We start from the raw sequence: 14,513 nt of genomic DNA on the forward strand, positions 1-14,513 counted from the left end.
GAGAGAACCCTATGGCACATCAAAGCAAGGCGCGGACGCCTCAGACAGATGACGTCCGTATTCAGGAATTCCTCGATATGATCGCCCCGTCTGTGATTAAATTTTTCACGGACTATTTTATTTGCGGCAATACCTACCGCTCCGTATGGGCGCTACGGGAGTATCCGACCGCCACGGAGGAACAGGCCATCCTCCGAAATCTGGGAGAGAAAGACGGAGTGACCCTGCACATATACACACGGCATGTGACTCCCGTGGAGGAAAAGAAAATCATTTCAAACGCCGCCAACAAAAACCGGATGCAGCGAAGCAGCACCCAGGATTTACAGCAGACGGTCACGGCGGAAAGCAATCTGCAGGACGTGGCAACCATCGTCGCACAGATGCATCGGAGCAAGGAGCCCCTCCTTCACGCGGCTGTTTACATTGAGCTGTTCTCTCACGATCCGGACCAACTGAAGCTCCTGCAGACCGAGGTGCTGACCGAGTTGGTGCGGAGCAAGCTCAACGTGGACAGGCTCCTCCTCAGACAGCAGCAGGGCTTTATTTCTGTCATGCCCTCCGGCTGGAACGTGTTCGGCGATCAATTTGAACGGGTGCTGCCCGCAAGCTCGGTCGCCAATCTTTATCCCTTCAACTACAGCGGTAAGACAGACCCCAACGGCTTCTGCCTCGGCAGGGACAAATTCGGCAGCAATATCCTCGTGGACTTCAACCGCCGAGCAGACGATAAAACCAACGCCAACATCCTCATCCTTGGTAACTCCGGTCAGGGCAAGAGCTATCTGCTAAAGATCATTCTCTGCAATCTCAGGGAATCCGGCATGCGAATCATCTGCCTTGACCCCGAAATGGAGTTCGAGGATCTCACCAATAACCTGGGCGGCTGCTTCATCGACCTGATGACCGGAGAGTACATCATAAATGTCCTGGAGCTAAAGACCTGGGATGAAACCGGCGACCCGAAAGACGCTGAAGCGCCCCAGGCGTTCCGGCAGACCTCCAAGCTCAGTCAGCATATCAGCTTCCTTAAAGACTTTTTCAGAACTTATAAGGATTTTGATGACCGTCAGATCGACACCATAGAGATCATGCTGAGCAAGCTCTATGACAAATGGGGCATCACCGACCACAGTAACTTCGACCGCCTGAAGCCTGACGATTACCCCATCCTGTCTGACCTGTATGGGTTGATTGAGGAAGAATACAAGACCTTTGACGAAAGCCGCCGTCAGCTTTATACGGCGGATACCCTGCGGGAAATCTGCCTTGGACTCCATTCTCTGTGCAAAGGTGCGGAGTCAAAATTCTTTAACGGGTACACCAATATAAAGAACAGCGAGTTCGTGACCTTCGGCGTCAAGGGGCTTCTGCAGGCCAGCAAAAATCTGAGAAACGCCCTGCTGTTTAATGTGCTGTCCTACATGAGCAATGAGCTTCTCACCACCGGCAATACCGCTGCCAGCATCGACGAGTTCTATCTGTTCCTCTCCAACCTGACTGCCGTGGAATATGTCCGCAATTTTATGAAACGTGTCAGGAAGAAAGACAGCGCCGTGATCCTCTCCTCGCAGAATCTAGAGGACTTCAATCTGGAGGGTATCAGGGAGTATACCAAACCGCTGTTCTCCATTCCGGCTCACGCCTTTCTGTTCAACGCCGGCAACATCGACAAGCATTTCTATATGGATTCCCTGCAGCTGGAGGAATCGGAATACAACCTTATCCGGTATCCCCAGCGGGGCGTATGCCTGTATAAGTGCGGAAACGAGCGGTATAACCTTGTGGTTCAGGCTCCTGAACATAAGGCGGCGCTCTTCGGAAAGGCAGGCGGACGATGACGAAAGGGGTGAGAAAGCATGGAGATGAAGGAACAGCGCTTCGGAGTAGAAATTGAAATGACAGGCATAACAAGGCAAAAAGCGTCTGAAATAGCGGCTTCTCACTTCGGTACAGCTTCCCATTATGACGGCAGTTTTTACAAAACATATTCGGCGCTGGATGGACAAAACCGCAAGTGGAGCTTTACCTACGACAGCAGCATCACTGCCCAGAAGAAGGTCGGAAGAACAATAGTAGAAGCCTCTGATGAGTATAAAACCGAGATGGTCACTCCCATCTGCCGCTACGAAGATATTGAAACCATACAGGAGCTTGTGAGAAAGCTCCGCGGCGCCGGGGCGATTGTAAATAACAAGTGCGGTATCCATGTCCATATAGATGCCTCTCCTTTTAATGCCAACACCCTGCGAAACATCACCAACATCATGGCATCCAAAGAGGATCTGATTTACAAGGCAATGCAGGTGGAGGTGGCGAGAGAGCGGCAGTATTGTAAAAAGGTTGAGCAGAGCTTTCTCGAAGAACTGAACCGCAAAAAGCCCCGGACGCTGGATGCGGTCAGCCGCATCTGGTACAACGGTAACGATGGGCGCCATGAGCATTATCATGACAGCCGCTATCACTGCCTGAACCTTCACAGCGTGTTCCAGAAGGGTACTGTTGAGTTCCGGCTCTTTAATTCCACCACTCACGCAGGAAAAATTAAGGCGTACATCCAGCTCTGCCTCGCCATCTCTGCCCAGGCTCTGAATCAGCGGTGCGCCAGCCGCCAGAAAACACATAGCACCAACGAGAAATATACCTTCCGCACCTGGCTCCTGCGGCTGGGACTTATCGGCGATGAATTCAAGACCGCCCGGCTTCATCTGCTGGAGCATCTCGACGGATGCATAGCCTGGAAGGACCCGGCGCAGGCGCTCCAGCAAAAGGAACGATTAAGGCAGAAAAAAGAAAAAGAGCTGGCGGAAGCGGCTCAAGCGGCGGAACAGCAGGAGCAGACAACTGAAAACGAACAGGAACAGGCCGGGGTGGCAGACGAAAGCCCCGGCCTTGCCATGTCAATGTAGCAAGGAGGAATGAAGAAATATGAAACCCGAAACCCTGTATATCGCCTACGGTAGCAACCTGAATCTGCCGCAGATGGCGTTCCGCTGCCCGACCGCCAAGGTGGTCGGCGCCAGCGAAATCAAGGATTATGAGCTGCTGTTCAGGGGCGGGCGGAAAAGCTCAGTCGCAACTGTGGAACCGCTTAAAGGCTCCAGCGTGCCTGTTCTCCTGTGGAAGTTGAAGGAGCGCGACCTGCAGGCTCTCGACCGCTATGAGGGATTTCCGTCCTTTTACCGCAAGGAAATACTGCCCGTAGAGCTGAAGGGCAAGACGATCCCTGCCATGGTCTACATCATGAACGACGGGCATCCCTTCGGTTCACCTTCGGATTATTACCTCGACACCATCATGGAGGGGTATAAGGCGGCAGGCTTTGACACGGAATTTCTGGAGCAGGCCGTGGAGAAGTCCATCCGTCTGGCGAAAGAGCAGCAGGAACGGGAGCCGGATCAGGGCACGCTGTTCGACATGAAATGGTGGTGATCAGCAATGGCAGATCCCGCAACCATTGCCATGGCGGTCAAAGCCGCCGTTGCCCTTGCCACCGACAAGCGGACGTGGAAAACAATCGGCGTGGTCATAGCTTCCATCCTGACGCCCATCATCCTGATCGTTGTAATGATCGCAAGCATTCTCTCGGCAGGCTCCGACCACAACAAAGCCGCTATCGATCTGTCTTTTAACGGCGGCAATATTCCTGCGGCCATGCCTGCCGATTACACCTCGCACATCAGCGAAATGAACGGATGCTTCACTGTTCTGGACAAAGCCATATCCGAGGCTGAAGCCCGTATGGCGGGCGGCGCTTTGGACAATATCCGCATTAAGTCCCTTTTTTATTCTCAGAATTTCGGCGCTGAAAATCTGTTCTTATCCGCAGCTGAAGCCCGCAACTTTGTCGATTGCTTCGTTACCGCCGAGGATGGCTCTGCTGTTCCCGCCAGCCTGGAAACCGCATATCAAAGGTTGTTCCGGCTGGGATTCGCGGTGACCTCCGAGGTCAAAGCCAACGCTCAGAAAATTTATGAAAGGATTGCATTCGGCGGCGCGGGGCTGTTTACCGGCGAGATTGAACGCGGCGGTACAGGGAGTACCGTGCTGGATATTTCCTCGTTCACAGACCCGGCGACCAAGAACAATCTGGATCTGGCCGCCTATGCCGAGCAAACCTTTGAAGCCGGATGGGGTTATGTCTGGGGTACATACGGCGACGTCCTCACGGATTCGCTGTTCAGTTCCAAGCTGGAGCAGTACCCTGACGGCGTCGGCAGTTACGAGGAATTCATCCGAAGCAACTGGCTCGGCGGCAGGACGACGGACTGTGTCGGGCTGATTAAAGGCTACGGCTGGCTTAACCCCGACACCTTGGAAATCGAATACGGAACAAACGGTATGCCTGATATCAGTGCGGACGGTATGTATAAAAGCGCAACTGTTTCTGGCCATATGGATACCATGCCCGACGTCCCCGGTCTTGCTGTCTGGAAGTCCGGGCACATTGGAATATATGTCGGAAACGGAAAGGTCGTCGAAGCCATGGGCACTAAATACGGAGTGGTCATAACCAATCTCGCCGACCGCTCATGGTCGGCGTGGCTTGAAATTCCCTACATCAACTACAATACAGGAGAGTGAAAATCATGCTGAAGCTGCAAGCAATTTTAGAACGCAAGGCGAGTGATTACCCCGCGTCGGACTGCGTAATTGAAAAAATCGTCGAGCTTCCCGAAGCCGAATACAAATATTTTAAGTCGGCTCCCATTCGGGATATGTCCTTTATAGCTGAAAACACCGACCGCATGTACCGGGATGAAAATGGTGTGTTCCATTGCCTGCTGGTGATGGGCGAGGGTTCCTCTGACGGTGTCCTGATCGAAGCGGAGGGATATAACTATGCCAGATACTCTAGCTACATGCCGGGGGCTCGTGAATTCGTGACCGCACGCCTTAACAATCTGGCTGACCAAATCATCAAGGAGGGTACGCAAAGTACCTCCAACGGAACGTGGTCGATTTACTTTGACGAGCTACAGGAGCGGTATCACGTCCCCGTTTCGGAGAGCAACGGCATCGGCTCTATGCTTAAAAATATCCTCGAAGCAAGGCCGGAGATGGCGGAGATCGAACCGATGGAGGATGGCTTTGATATGGTGTTCTATCTTGACTACTGCCCCAATCTCGATGAAAGCGAAAAGCTCTCGTCTGAGATGCAAATGAATTTATAAGGAGGAAAACGAAAATGAGTACAACCGAATTAAAGGTCCCTTTCCCCTCGGAGCGGCTGGACGCCCTCCGTTTTTTCATGGAGAAGAAGGATCAAACCATCGAACAGGAGCTGAAGGATTACCTCAACAAGACCTATGAACGGCTGGTTCCTCTCAATGTCCGTGAATATGTTGAGAGCCGTTTGGAGCTGGAAACGGCTCAGGAACAGGCTGCAGAGTCACAGCAGACCTCCGCTTCAGGAGAGAATCAGACTCCCGCTCCGAGAGAACGGCAGCCTCGTCAATCCCGCCGTCAGCGTGAGCAGGCGGCGACCGAAGCGCCTTCCGCTCCGGAGGCTCAGTCAGAGACTGGAGCCCCTGCCGAGGAAGAAGCGCAGGGCATGACCATGAGCATGTAAACCGCAGAAAAGAAAGAAGGTGATGATTATGATAAAGCTTGGTGTGGACAACGGAAACTACAACACCAAATCCTCGGAGGGGATGATTTATGCCTCCGGATATGCCGCAAGTGACAAAGAATTCATTATGCCGGAGATGCAGCTCTTTTTTGATGGCAAGTATTACGCCATCGGTGAGCGTCGTCTGCGTTTTCAGCAGGACAAGACCAGGGAGCCGGATACGTTTATTCTGACGCTCCCGGCAATTGCGGACGCCATGAAAAAAGCAGGGACAACCAATGCAGAAATCGCTCTTGGCGTGGGGCTGCCCATTGACAGCTATGGCACACAGAAGGAAGCCTTCAGGCGATATTTCCTGCGTGACAACATCTCGTTCCGGTTCGAGGGAGCATTCTACCGCTGCCGTATTGCGGAATGCAAGGTGTTCGCACAGGGGCATGCGGCGCTGTGCAGGTATTATCCGCAGCTTAAGGATTACCGAAGCATCACGTTGGTGGACATCGGCGGTTATACGGTGGATATTCTCACACTTCATGATTTCCGGCTTGACAGATCAAGCTGTGCCAGTCTCCGCATGGGTACCATCACCCTGTACAGCCGGATTCAGGATACGCTCCAGCGCAGTGACATTCTCCTGTCGGATGGGCTCATCACGGATGCTATACGCGGGGAGATCCAGCATACCGAAAGCAAGTTAATTGGGGCTGTTGTGGAGCAGGCCGTGACCGCCTACTGCAAGGAGCTGTTCAATGCGCTCCGTGAACGCGGATTGGATCTGCGGTTGCCTATGGTGTTCGCGGGGGGCGGCGCAGAGCTGCTGGAACCCAGGCTGTACGAAAACAGCCTCAATACGGTGGCGGTGCTGAACCGGTTCGCCAATGCGGACGGCTACAAGCTCCTGATGGGGTGAGTCTATGTCCGAGCGAAAACGATATTATTTATCCTTTGATATGGACAACCCAAGGCATCGGGATGCCGAGGCGCTCTTTGCACAGCAGGCCAGCAGGCAGCGCACCGAGTACGTGGTCAATAGCATCCTGACAGCACATCAGTCTGAAATTCTGGAGCAGATTGTACGGCAAGCGATCAGGGACGAACTAAGAAATGCCGCGCCACAGATTCAAGCCACACTGCCGGGGGAAACGAACACCGATGTTCAGCTATCCGATCTTCCTGGCAGTCTGATCCATGCACTAGAGGAATTGTAACCATGTTGGCTCACTTTCCTGCTGCCCTTATACCAGATGGCTGAAAAGTACACCATCATGGCTCACTATTTCCTCAAACAACAGCCTGTGAAGCAGGAGCAACCAAAAAATTTAAAGGAAACCCAGAGCATGACAATGAGTATTTAGGAGGCGAACATGGAGAAAACGATAAAGGTGATAATGGTAGAACCGATGAAAGAACCCTATCCTGCTGATGTTGAAAACACTTTGGAAGGATTGCAGAAGGCGGTTGGAGGATATATTGAAACGGTATATCTGGAGGATTATGTTGTGCTGGTCTGCAATGAAGAGGGAAAGCTGCTCGGGCTTCCCGGCAACCGTTCTCTTGGAAACGACATCATTGCTGGTACATTTTTTGTAGCTGGCAGCAATGATGATGGGGATTTTGTGTCGCTGACTGAGGATAAAATCCGGCAGTACAGTGATCGATTTCAAAAGCCGGAAGCCTTCACCCAGGAACAGGTGGAGGATGCCTCCGCTATATTTTTATTAGATTTTAGCGTATGAAAGGAGTAAAGCTTCATGAAAAAAACTAATGTACAGATCAGCTTTGAAGCTGAAAAGCTTCGTGCTATCCACCAGTACATGAAAGATGAAACAGAACTGCAGGCCGAACTGGACACTTTGCTGCAAACACTATATGAAAAGCACGTTCCCGCTCCTGTCCGGGAGTACATCGAAAGCCGGGATAAAAGCGTGATGGATGCCCCTATGCGCAGCACCCGCCCAACAGCTTCTTCAGGACAGAGTAGTCCAGATGCGGACAGTGAGAAATAACAACCTGCAAACGCGCGTGTTGCCGCCTGTGTGCCCCTGTGTCGCGTTTTGACAGCAGGGGTGGCATCGTAACACTTGTGGGCAGGACAACGCCTTTTGTTGAGGCTTTGTGACGGAGCTTGAGAGGACAAAAACCATCCTCCGGACAGAGCCTCATAAAAGCCGCTTTGAGGGGTGAACCGAGGGGTTGAATTCCATGCGGGTTAAAGGCAGGTGGTCGCTATGCGACCTCCTGCCCCCTCACACCGCCCCGCAACGCGGGTCGGGGACGTTCCCTAAGGTACACCTGATATAGGTTTTGGTCACCTTTCAGGTGGTCGGAAACTCTTATAAATCGACATAAACGCAGAAAAATTAAGGCTTTTCCGGGGTACACCCGATAGGTGGTTCCGGAGCATTTTCAGAAAAGGAGGACTCCATATGACGGAAGAAACCAAAGACCGCATTCCGGTCTGGCTTTACCCCAGCACGCTTGAATGTATGGATGCGCTTTTAGAAATGGACAACTGCAAAAGCAGGAGCGAATTCATTGAAAAAGCTATCCGTCTTTACAGCGGGTACATTGCGGGTGAGAAAGGTGCAATGTTTTTGCCGAACGCTATCACCTCGGCGATGTCCGGTATCGTCAGCACGACAGAAAACCGCATCGCCCGCGTGATGTTCAAGCTGGCTGTAGAGATGTCGATGATGATGAATATCCTGGCATCCACCGCAGACGTGGATGAAAATACCCTGCGGCGCTTGCGTGGAAAATGCGTTTCTGACGTGAAAAAATCCATCGGCGCTGTGAACTTTGAGGATGTGGCTAAATTCCAAAAGGGTGAATAGCCATGCCAAGGATTATTTTCAAATGCCGATATATAAAAAACTCTGCGGTGCATCTGGAAAACGTGGTAGAGTACATTGCTACGAGGGAAGGAGTGGAAAAAATCTCGCCGGACATACGGATGCTGCATGCAACACAAAAACAGGAGCAGTTCATTACGGATATCCTCTCGCAGTTCCCCGACTCGGTTGACTTGTTTGAATTTGAGGATTACATGAAACAGCCGACTGTGGAAACTGCATCAGAATTCATTAGTGCGTTGCTGGACCAGAATCTGGATCAGTTGTCCCATCAAGAAGTCTACGTCAATTACATCGCCACCCGTCCCCGCGCGGAGAAGCTGGGGAATCACGGACTGTTCACTGACGCAGATACTCCGCTGGTACTGTCAAGAGTGATGTCGGAGATTGCTGAACATACAGGTAATGTGTGGACCCCCATCATTTCTCTGCGGCGGGAGGACGCCGTGCGGCTGGGATATGATAACGCCGCCGCGTGGATGGCTCTCATCCGCAAGCAGCGGAATATGTTTGCCGAGCAGATGAAGATTGCTCCGGAGAACCTGCGCTGGTACGCTGCCTTTCATAACGAGGGGCATCATCCTCACTGTCATATGCTGGTGTATTCTATCAATCCTCGTGAGGGATATGTCACAAAGTCAGCTATTGATAGAATGCGAAGCAGTATGGCAAGGGAGATTTTTCAGCAGGATTTGATTCAGATATATTCCGAGCAGACCACTCAGAGGAATGAACTTGCTGAGAAAAGCCGTGAAGTCTTAAAAGAAATCATCGGCAGGATGAGCGGAAGCATATGCGAAAGTGAAACCATAGAGGCTCTGCTCTCATATCTGGCGGAGAGGCTGAAGCATACCTCCGGCAAAAAGCAATACGGCTATCTCAAAGCGCCTCTGAAAACCGTTGTGGATAAAATTGTCGATGAGTTGGCAAAGGACGCTCGTGTCGCCGAAGCCTACGCAAAATGGCAGGAACTTCGCAATGAAGTCCTGCGTACATACATGGATAAGCTTCCCGGTTCCGTTCAGCTTTCACAGCAAAAGGAATTCAAGCACATTAAAAATATAGTGATTACAGAGGCGATGAACATCGTCGGTCACCATTTCACCTTTGAGGGTGACGAGTCGGCGGACGAGCTTCAAACCTCAGTGGAATCCGATTCTCCTTTGCCGGTAGATGAATACCAAGCGGCTATTGATGAAGCTCCGGAGGACGATGAAGCTGATGTCGGAAATCCCCATATGAAATGGAGTGACCGCTACAAAGAGGCTCGTACTTTCCTCTATGGCGGCGACGATATGGAGCCTGACTTCATGCAGGCTCTCCGTTTGTTTATGGAGGAATCCGAAGCCGGAAATGCTCTTGCCATGCATGACCTCGGCAGGATGTATGCTGACGGACTTCGCGTCAACATGGATGCGGATATCGCATTTATGTGGTATGAAAAAGCTCTTTCCGCATTTATGGATATCGAAGCGAACAGGAACATCCGGTATGTGGAATACCGCATCGGGAAAATGCATGCGGCCGGACTCGGAACAGAACAGGATTATGCAGAAGCAGCAGGCTGGTTTGAAATGGCGGCTTCCCGAAATCACAAGTATGCCCAATATTCTCTTGCCGGTCTGTACTACCGGGGGCAGGGTGTGAGCCAGAACTACGAAATGGCGTTCCAGCTTTACGGTAAAGCTGCCGTCCAGCGTGTTCCCTATGCCTATTACGAGATGGCGAAGATGTACCGTGATGGTATCGGCACTGAGAAGAATACCGATGAAGCGGAGCTAAATTTTGAGGAAGCCTTTTATGGCTTCAAGCGCCTGGAGGAACAAAGCCATGACGATAAGCTCCAATACCGCCTCGGTCAGATGCTTTATACCGGAACAGGCACGGAAAAGGATATACCGGCAGCCATCGAATACCTTGAAAAGGCCGCACGGCTCGGCAATGTCCATGCTCAGTATATGCTGGGCAGGATTTATTCCGATACGGACAGCGGTCATTTGAATTCGCAGAAGGCTGTGGAGTGGTTGACAAAGGCTGAGGATAGCGGCAACAGCATGGCACTATATGCTCTTGGCAAGCTCTATCGTGACGGTACTCATGTGGTGAAGGATATCGGAAAAGCAGTGGAGCTGTTCACGAAAGCGGCGGAACAGAACAATTCGTTCGCTATGTATCAGCTTGGAAAGCTCTATCTGCTCGGAGAGGATGTTCCCAAGGATGTGGAGTCGGCTGTTAAATGGCTGACCAAATCCGCAGAGTTGGGTAACCAGTACGCGCAGTACACTCTCGGCAAAATGCTTCTTATGGGCAGAGATGTCCACCGTGACCGTGATGCCGCAGTGCGCTGGCTCACCCTCTCGGCTGAACAGGGCAACATTTATGCTCGGTTTTTCCTTGAGCATCTGGACTACTTCCGTGATCCATCCCTCTTTATGGCGGCAACAAGGCTTCTGCATCATTTAAGCCGGATATTTCATGAAGAGCAGAAAAGGCTCTCAGGTGGTCCTGGCATGCAGACAGACAGTAAGCTCCGCAGAAAAATACGCGAGAAGAAGATCGCCCAAGGGCATGCGCCGGACGATCACGAGCTCAGACAAACAACATATTAAAAGGAGGGCTTCCATGCAGACAATGCAATCAAAACATTCGGGTAAAAAAGAACCATTCCCTGAAAAAATAAAACCGGCGTCGTTCAAACCATCCGCTCATCGGCGGGTGGCTTTTTTTCGCCGGTGCGGGCTGGTCGCAGACTTCGTCTGCTGCTCGCCCATGCAACCTGGTAAGCGCAAACGCTGACAAAGGAGGATTTGCAGTATGGCATATATTCATTTTACAGACGAACAAAAGCAACGAGCAAACTCTGTCGACCTGGTGGATTTCCTCCAGCGACAGGGTGAGCAGCTTACCCGCTCCGGACGGGAGTGGCGCTGGAAGCGCTTCGACAGCGTGACTGTGCGAGGCAATGAGTGGTTCCGCCATAGCCGTAAGGAGGGCGGTCACGCCATCGATTTTGTTCAGCAGTTTTTTGACCTGAGCTTTCCCGAAGCGGTGACACTTCTCTTAGGCGGCGAGTCCGGCGTAGAGTGGAACCAGACCTCCAAAAGCGCTCCTGCTCCCCGAAAGGACTTCACGCTGCCTGAGGCCAATCCGGATATGCGCCGTGTGTTTGCTTACCTTATCAAGCAGCGTTTTATTGATAGAGATGTGTTGTTTCATTTCGCTCATGAAAAGCTGGTCTATGAGGATAAGGAATACCACAATGCAGTATTTGTGGGGCTGGATGAAAAGGGCGTCGCTCGTCACGCTCATAAGCGCGGTACCTATACGCAGGGAGAACCCTATAAGGGTAACGTGGAGGGCAGCGACCCGAAATACAGCTTTCACTGGACTGGAGAGAGCGACGTCCTCCATGTGTTCGAGGCGCCGGTAGATATGCTGTCCTTCATCACGCTGAACAAGGACGGCTGGCAGCGGCACAGCTATGTGACACTGGATGGTGTCTCGGGACACGCCATGCTTCGTCAGCTGGAGCTGAATCCTCATCTGAAAAGTGTCGTACTGTGCCTGGACCATGACGAAGCTGGCATCGAAGCTACTGGTCGCCTGAAGGATATTCTGTCGGGCAAGGGCTACGCGGACATTTCTGTAATGCAGTCGCAGAATAAGGACTGGAACGAGGATTTGAAAGCCAGAAATGGCGTCAGTCCAATTCCAGCGCAGGAGCATCCCAAGCTGGTTCTGTTGCCAGCGGTTGTTGCAGTGCTGTGCGATTTGTGCAAAGTCCTTTCAGTACAAAAAGACCTTGATTCCTTCCTGACGGAGTGTTATGAAACGGTGGAACCGTTTCTGGCATCCGGCAAGTCAGCGACGGAGAACGCGGAGGCTGTTCGGGAATGCCTGCAGTGTATGGCGGCGGGTTCTTTTGTTCTCATGCACAGGCAGCTTCATCAGATGGAACGGCCTGTGACAACAGAGCAGCTCCTTCAAAAGCTGCAATACAGCTACTGTCCGCATGAGGACAGAGGCTGGCTCAGGACTAAGACAGAACATATACGCCAAGATGTTTCGGACATCGGCCGCCAACTTCAGGCATCGGGCATCCGTACACTGGAGGATAAGGAAAAGCTCCTGTCCTCCTATCAGCGCCTTGCGCTGGACTGCGTCAAAGCCCTGCTCTTTGTCGAGCTGGAAATGCCGAAGATGCTTCCGGCACAGGAGCAGGCGTCAAATTTTATTATGGCTATGTAAAGGGGGAATCTATTTGCGAGCATTACAAATCATCATCCTGATTGCCGCGGGGCTGACCATGTTCGGCGTTATCGGGGTGTTATCGCTCATAGCGCATTACTACACTTTAAACGGCATTAAAAGCAAAACCGTAGGCGACGGTCAGCACGGTACGGCCCGTTGGGCGACAAAACAGGAGATAAAAAAGACATATACCGAAGTGCCGTATGAGCCGGAGAAATGGCGCAAGGGAGAAAGCCTGCCGAAAGCGCAGGGACTCATAGTCGGCTGGAGGAAAGCGTCGCTGTTTGACGATGCCGCGCCTTACGGATACGCGCTGGTGGATGATAACGATATCCACTGCCTGATGATCGGAGCGGCTGGCGTCGGTAAGACCGCCAACTTTCTCTATCCCAATCTTGAATACGCCTGCGCCTGCGGTATGAGCTTCGTGACTACCGATACCAAGGGTGATCTTTACAGAAACTACGTCGGTATCGCAAAAGAGCATTACGGCTATGATGTGGCTGTCATAGACCTGAGAAACCCCACCCGCTCGGACGGAAACAATCTGCTCCATTTGGTCAACCGCTATATGGACGCTTACCTGAAAAATCCGGAGAACCTTGCGTACAAGGCCAGAGCGGAGAAGTACGCCAAGATCACCGCCAAGACCATCATATCCTCCGGAGGCTTTGATTCTGCTATGGCTGGACAAAACGCTTTCTTCTATGACGCGGCGGAAGGTCTGCTGACCTCCGTGATCCTGCTCATCGCGGAATACTGCGAGACGAAGCAGCGGCACATCGTGTCGGTGTTTAAGCTCATTCAGGATCTGCTGGCTCCCAGCGGAGTCAAGGGCAGGACATTGTTCCAGCTGCTCCTTGCACATCTGCCCGATACGCATAAAACAAAGTGGTTTGCTGGAGCGGCACTCAACTCTGCGGAGCAGGCTATGCAAAGTGTTCTCTCCACAGCTCTCTCCAGACTCAACGCTTTTCTGGATTCCGAGCTGGAGCAGATACTGTGCTTTGATACAGCCATTGACGCGGAGAAATTCTGTACAAAGAAAAGCGCCATCTTTCTCGTTATGCCTGAGGAAGATAACACAAAGTATTTTATCATCAGCCTGATCGTCCAGCAGCTCTACCGTGAGATTCTATCGGTGGCCGACGAGCATGGCGGAAAGCTTCCCAACCGCGTGATGATGTTCCTTGATGAAATCGGAACTATACCAAAAATAGAGTCTGCCGAGATGATGTTCAGCGCCAGCCGTTCACGCCGGGTGTCCATCGTCGCTATCATACAGAGCTTTGCGCAGCTGGAGAAAAACTATGGCAGAGAGGGTTCCGCCATCATCATCGACAACTGCCAGGACACGGTGTTCGGCGGCTTTGCTCCCAATAGTGAATCGGCGCAAATTTTGTCGAAAGCCATGGGTAACAAGACCGTTATGAGCGGCTCGGTCAGTCGGGGGAAAAACGATCCGTCGCAGAGTCTGCAGATGATTGAGCGCCCGCTGATGACTCCAGACGAGTTAAAGTCTATGCCTAAAGGCCACTTTATCGTCACTAAGACCGGAGCATATCCGATGCGTACCCGGCTGAAACTTTTCAAGGAATGGGGCATTACATTCGGCAAGCCTTATGAAATTGCGGAACAATCTGCCAGGGAGGTGGAGTATGCCGACAGGCGCAGAGTGGAAGAAGAAATTATCCGTCGTCATTCCGCCTGCGTAGATGTTTCGGAGGAAACTGATACTGGAGTTGCCGCATCGAGTGGATTGCTCCATACACAGGTTCAGGAGCCGGAGGTACTGGTCAGGACAAAATCACCTGTTCGGATTGAATAGGAGGTGAAGC

General features: G+C 52.0%; 15 protein-coding genes. All 15 read left to right on the forward strand.

The window, feature by feature from the left end:
- Nucleotides 1-11: 11 nt before the first annotated feature.
- The 15 genes from HNQ56_RS19215 to HNQ56_RS19285 all read left to right on the forward strand — a co-directional run bounded on the left by HNQ56_RS19215 (nt 12) and on the right by HNQ56_RS19285 (nt 14,503).
- Complete coding sequence (locus HNQ56_RS19215) at nt 12-1,841, forward strand: VirB4 family type IV secretion system protein (RefSeq protein ID WP_429149488.1); 1,830 nt, start codon at nt 12-14, stop codon at nt 1,839-1,841.
- An 18-nt stretch (nt 1,842-1,859) separates the two neighbouring features.
- A complete protein-coding gene (locus HNQ56_RS19220; RefSeq protein WP_429149490.1) occupies nt 1,860-2,909 on the forward strand; it encodes an amidoligase family protein in 1,050 nt (349 codons plus the stop codon).
- Nucleotides 2,910-2,928: 19 nt separating this feature from the next.
- Entirely contained in the window at nt 2,929-3,432 is a 504-nt protein-coding gene (locus HNQ56_RS19225) for a gamma-glutamylcyclotransferase family protein (protein WP_429149492.1), read from the forward strand.
- A gap of 6 nt (nt 3,433-3,438) precedes the next feature.
- Complete coding sequence (locus tag HNQ56_RS19230) at nt 3,439-4,584, forward strand: hypothetical protein (protein WP_429149494.1); 1,146 nt, start codon at nt 3,439-3,441, stop codon at nt 4,582-4,584.
- A 5-nt stretch (nt 4,585-4,589) separates the two neighbouring features.
- Nucleotides 4,590-5,174: a DUF6329 domain-containing protein gene (locus HNQ56_RS19235; protein WP_429149496.1), complete on the forward strand. Its 585-nt coding sequence runs from the start codon at nt 4,590-4,592 to the stop codon at nt 5,172-5,174.
- Between the two features lie 14 nt (nt 5,175-5,188).
- Entirely contained in the window at nt 5,189-5,572 is a 384-nt protein-coding gene (locus tag HNQ56_RS19240) for a DUF6103 family protein (RefSeq protein WP_429149497.1), read from the forward strand.
- Nucleotides 5,573-5,600: 28 nt separating this feature from the next.
- Nucleotides 5,601-6,482 (forward strand): ParM/StbA family protein, encoded by an 882-nt coding sequence (locus tag HNQ56_RS19245; RefSeq protein ID WP_429149499.1) that lies wholly within the window; start codon nt 5,601-5,603, stop codon nt 6,480-6,482.
- Between the two features lie 4 nt (nt 6,483-6,486).
- Nucleotides 6,487-6,780 carry a hypothetical protein gene (locus HNQ56_RS19250; protein WP_429149500.1) on the forward strand — a complete coding sequence of 98 codons (294 nt, stop codon included), beginning with the start codon at nt 6,487-6,489 and terminating at the stop codon, nt 6,778-6,780.
- 156 nt (nt 6,781-6,936) lie between these two features.
- Nucleotides 6,937-7,308, forward strand: coding sequence for a DUF3846 domain-containing protein (locus HNQ56_RS19255; protein WP_429149502.1), 372 nt, complete (start codon nt 6,937-6,939; stop codon nt 7,306-7,308).
- Nucleotides 7,309-7,323: 15 nt separating this feature from the next.
- On the forward strand, nt 7,324-7,578 hold the full coding sequence (locus HNQ56_RS19260; RefSeq protein WP_429149504.1) for a DUF6103 family protein: 255 nt from the start codon (nt 7,324-7,326) through the stop codon (nt 7,576-7,578).
- A gap of 420 nt (nt 7,579-7,998) precedes the next feature.
- The gene (locus HNQ56_RS19265; protein WP_429149506.1) at nt 7,999-8,406 is read left to right on the forward strand and encodes a hypothetical protein; all 408 of its coding nucleotides are present in this window, start codon (nt 7,999-8,001) and stop codon (nt 8,404-8,406) included.
- Between the two features lie 2 nt (nt 8,407-8,408).
- Nucleotides 8,409-11,033 carry a MobP3 family relaxase gene (mobP3, locus tag HNQ56_RS19270; protein WP_429149508.1) on the forward strand — a complete coding sequence of 875 codons (2,625 nt, stop codon included), beginning with the start codon at nt 8,409-8,411 and terminating at the stop codon, nt 11,031-11,033.
- 13 nt (nt 11,034-11,046) lie between these two features.
- On the forward strand, nt 11,047-11,220 hold the full coding sequence (locus tag HNQ56_RS19275) for a hypothetical protein (protein WP_429149510.1): 174 nt from the start codon (nt 11,047-11,049) through the stop codon (nt 11,218-11,220).
- A gap of 156 nt (nt 11,221-11,376) precedes the next feature.
- On the forward strand, nt 11,377-12,672 hold the full coding sequence (locus HNQ56_RS19280) for a DUF3991 and toprim domain-containing protein (protein WP_429149512.1): 1,296 nt from the start codon (nt 11,377-11,379) through the stop codon (nt 12,670-12,672).
- 58 nt (nt 12,673-12,730) lie between these two features.
- Nucleotides 12,731-14,503 (forward strand): VirD4-like conjugal transfer protein, CD1115 family, encoded by a 1,773-nt coding sequence (locus HNQ56_RS19285; protein WP_429149788.1) that lies wholly within the window; start codon nt 12,731-12,733, stop codon nt 14,501-14,503.
- Nucleotides 14,504-14,513: the final 10 nt, after the last annotated feature.

This window comes from Anaerotaenia torta (assembly GCF_050433395.1).
Taxonomy (GTDB): domain Bacteria; phylum Bacillota; class Clostridia; order Lachnospirales; family Lachnospiraceae; genus Mobilitalea; species Mobilitalea torta.

Bases quoted from the DNA above. Each gene is read 5' to 3' on its own strand.
- HNQ56_RS19215 (WP_429149488.1), top strand. From the start codon at position 12: ATGGCACATCAAAGCAAGGCGCGGACGCCTCAGACAGATGACGTCCGT.
- HNQ56_RS19220 (WP_429149490.1), top strand. From the start codon at position 1,860: ATGGAGATGAAGGAACAGCGCTTCGGAGTAGAAATTGAAATGACAGGC.
- HNQ56_RS19225 (WP_429149492.1), top strand. From the start codon at position 2,929: ATGAAACCCGAAACCCTGTATATCGCCTACGGTAGCAACCTGAATCTG.
- HNQ56_RS19230 (WP_429149494.1), top strand. From the start codon at position 3,439: ATGGCAGATCCCGCAACCATTGCCATGGCGGTCAAAGCCGCCGTTGCC.
- HNQ56_RS19235 (WP_429149496.1), top strand. From the start codon at position 4,590: ATGCTGAAGCTGCAAGCAATTTTAGAACGCAAGGCGAGTGATTACCCC.
- HNQ56_RS19240 (WP_429149497.1), top strand. From the start codon at position 5,189: ATGAGTACAACCGAATTAAAGGTCCCTTTCCCCTCGGAGCGGCTGGAC.
- HNQ56_RS19245 (WP_429149499.1), top strand. From the start codon at position 5,601: ATGATAAAGCTTGGTGTGGACAACGGAAACTACAACACCAAATCCTCG.
- HNQ56_RS19250 (WP_429149500.1), top strand. From the start codon at position 6,487: ATGTCCGAGCGAAAACGATATTATTTATCCTTTGATATGGACAACCCA.
- HNQ56_RS19255 (WP_429149502.1), top strand. From the start codon at position 6,937: ATGGAGAAAACGATAAAGGTGATAATGGTAGAACCGATGAAAGAACCC.
- HNQ56_RS19260 (WP_429149504.1), top strand. From the start codon at position 7,324: ATGAAAAAAACTAATGTACAGATCAGCTTTGAAGCTGAAAAGCTTCGT.
- HNQ56_RS19265 (WP_429149506.1), top strand. From the start codon at position 7,999: ATGACGGAAGAAACCAAAGACCGCATTCCGGTCTGGCTTTACCCCAGC.
- mobP3 (WP_429149508.1), top strand. From the start codon at position 8,409: ATGCCAAGGATTATTTTCAAATGCCGATATATAAAAAACTCTGCGGTG.
- HNQ56_RS19275 (WP_429149510.1), top strand. From the start codon at position 11,047: ATGCAGACAATGCAATCAAAACATTCGGGTAAAAAAGAACCATTCCCT.
- HNQ56_RS19285 (WP_429149788.1), top strand. From the start codon at position 12,731: ATGTTCGGCGTTATCGGGGTGTTATCGCTCATAGCGCATTACTACACT.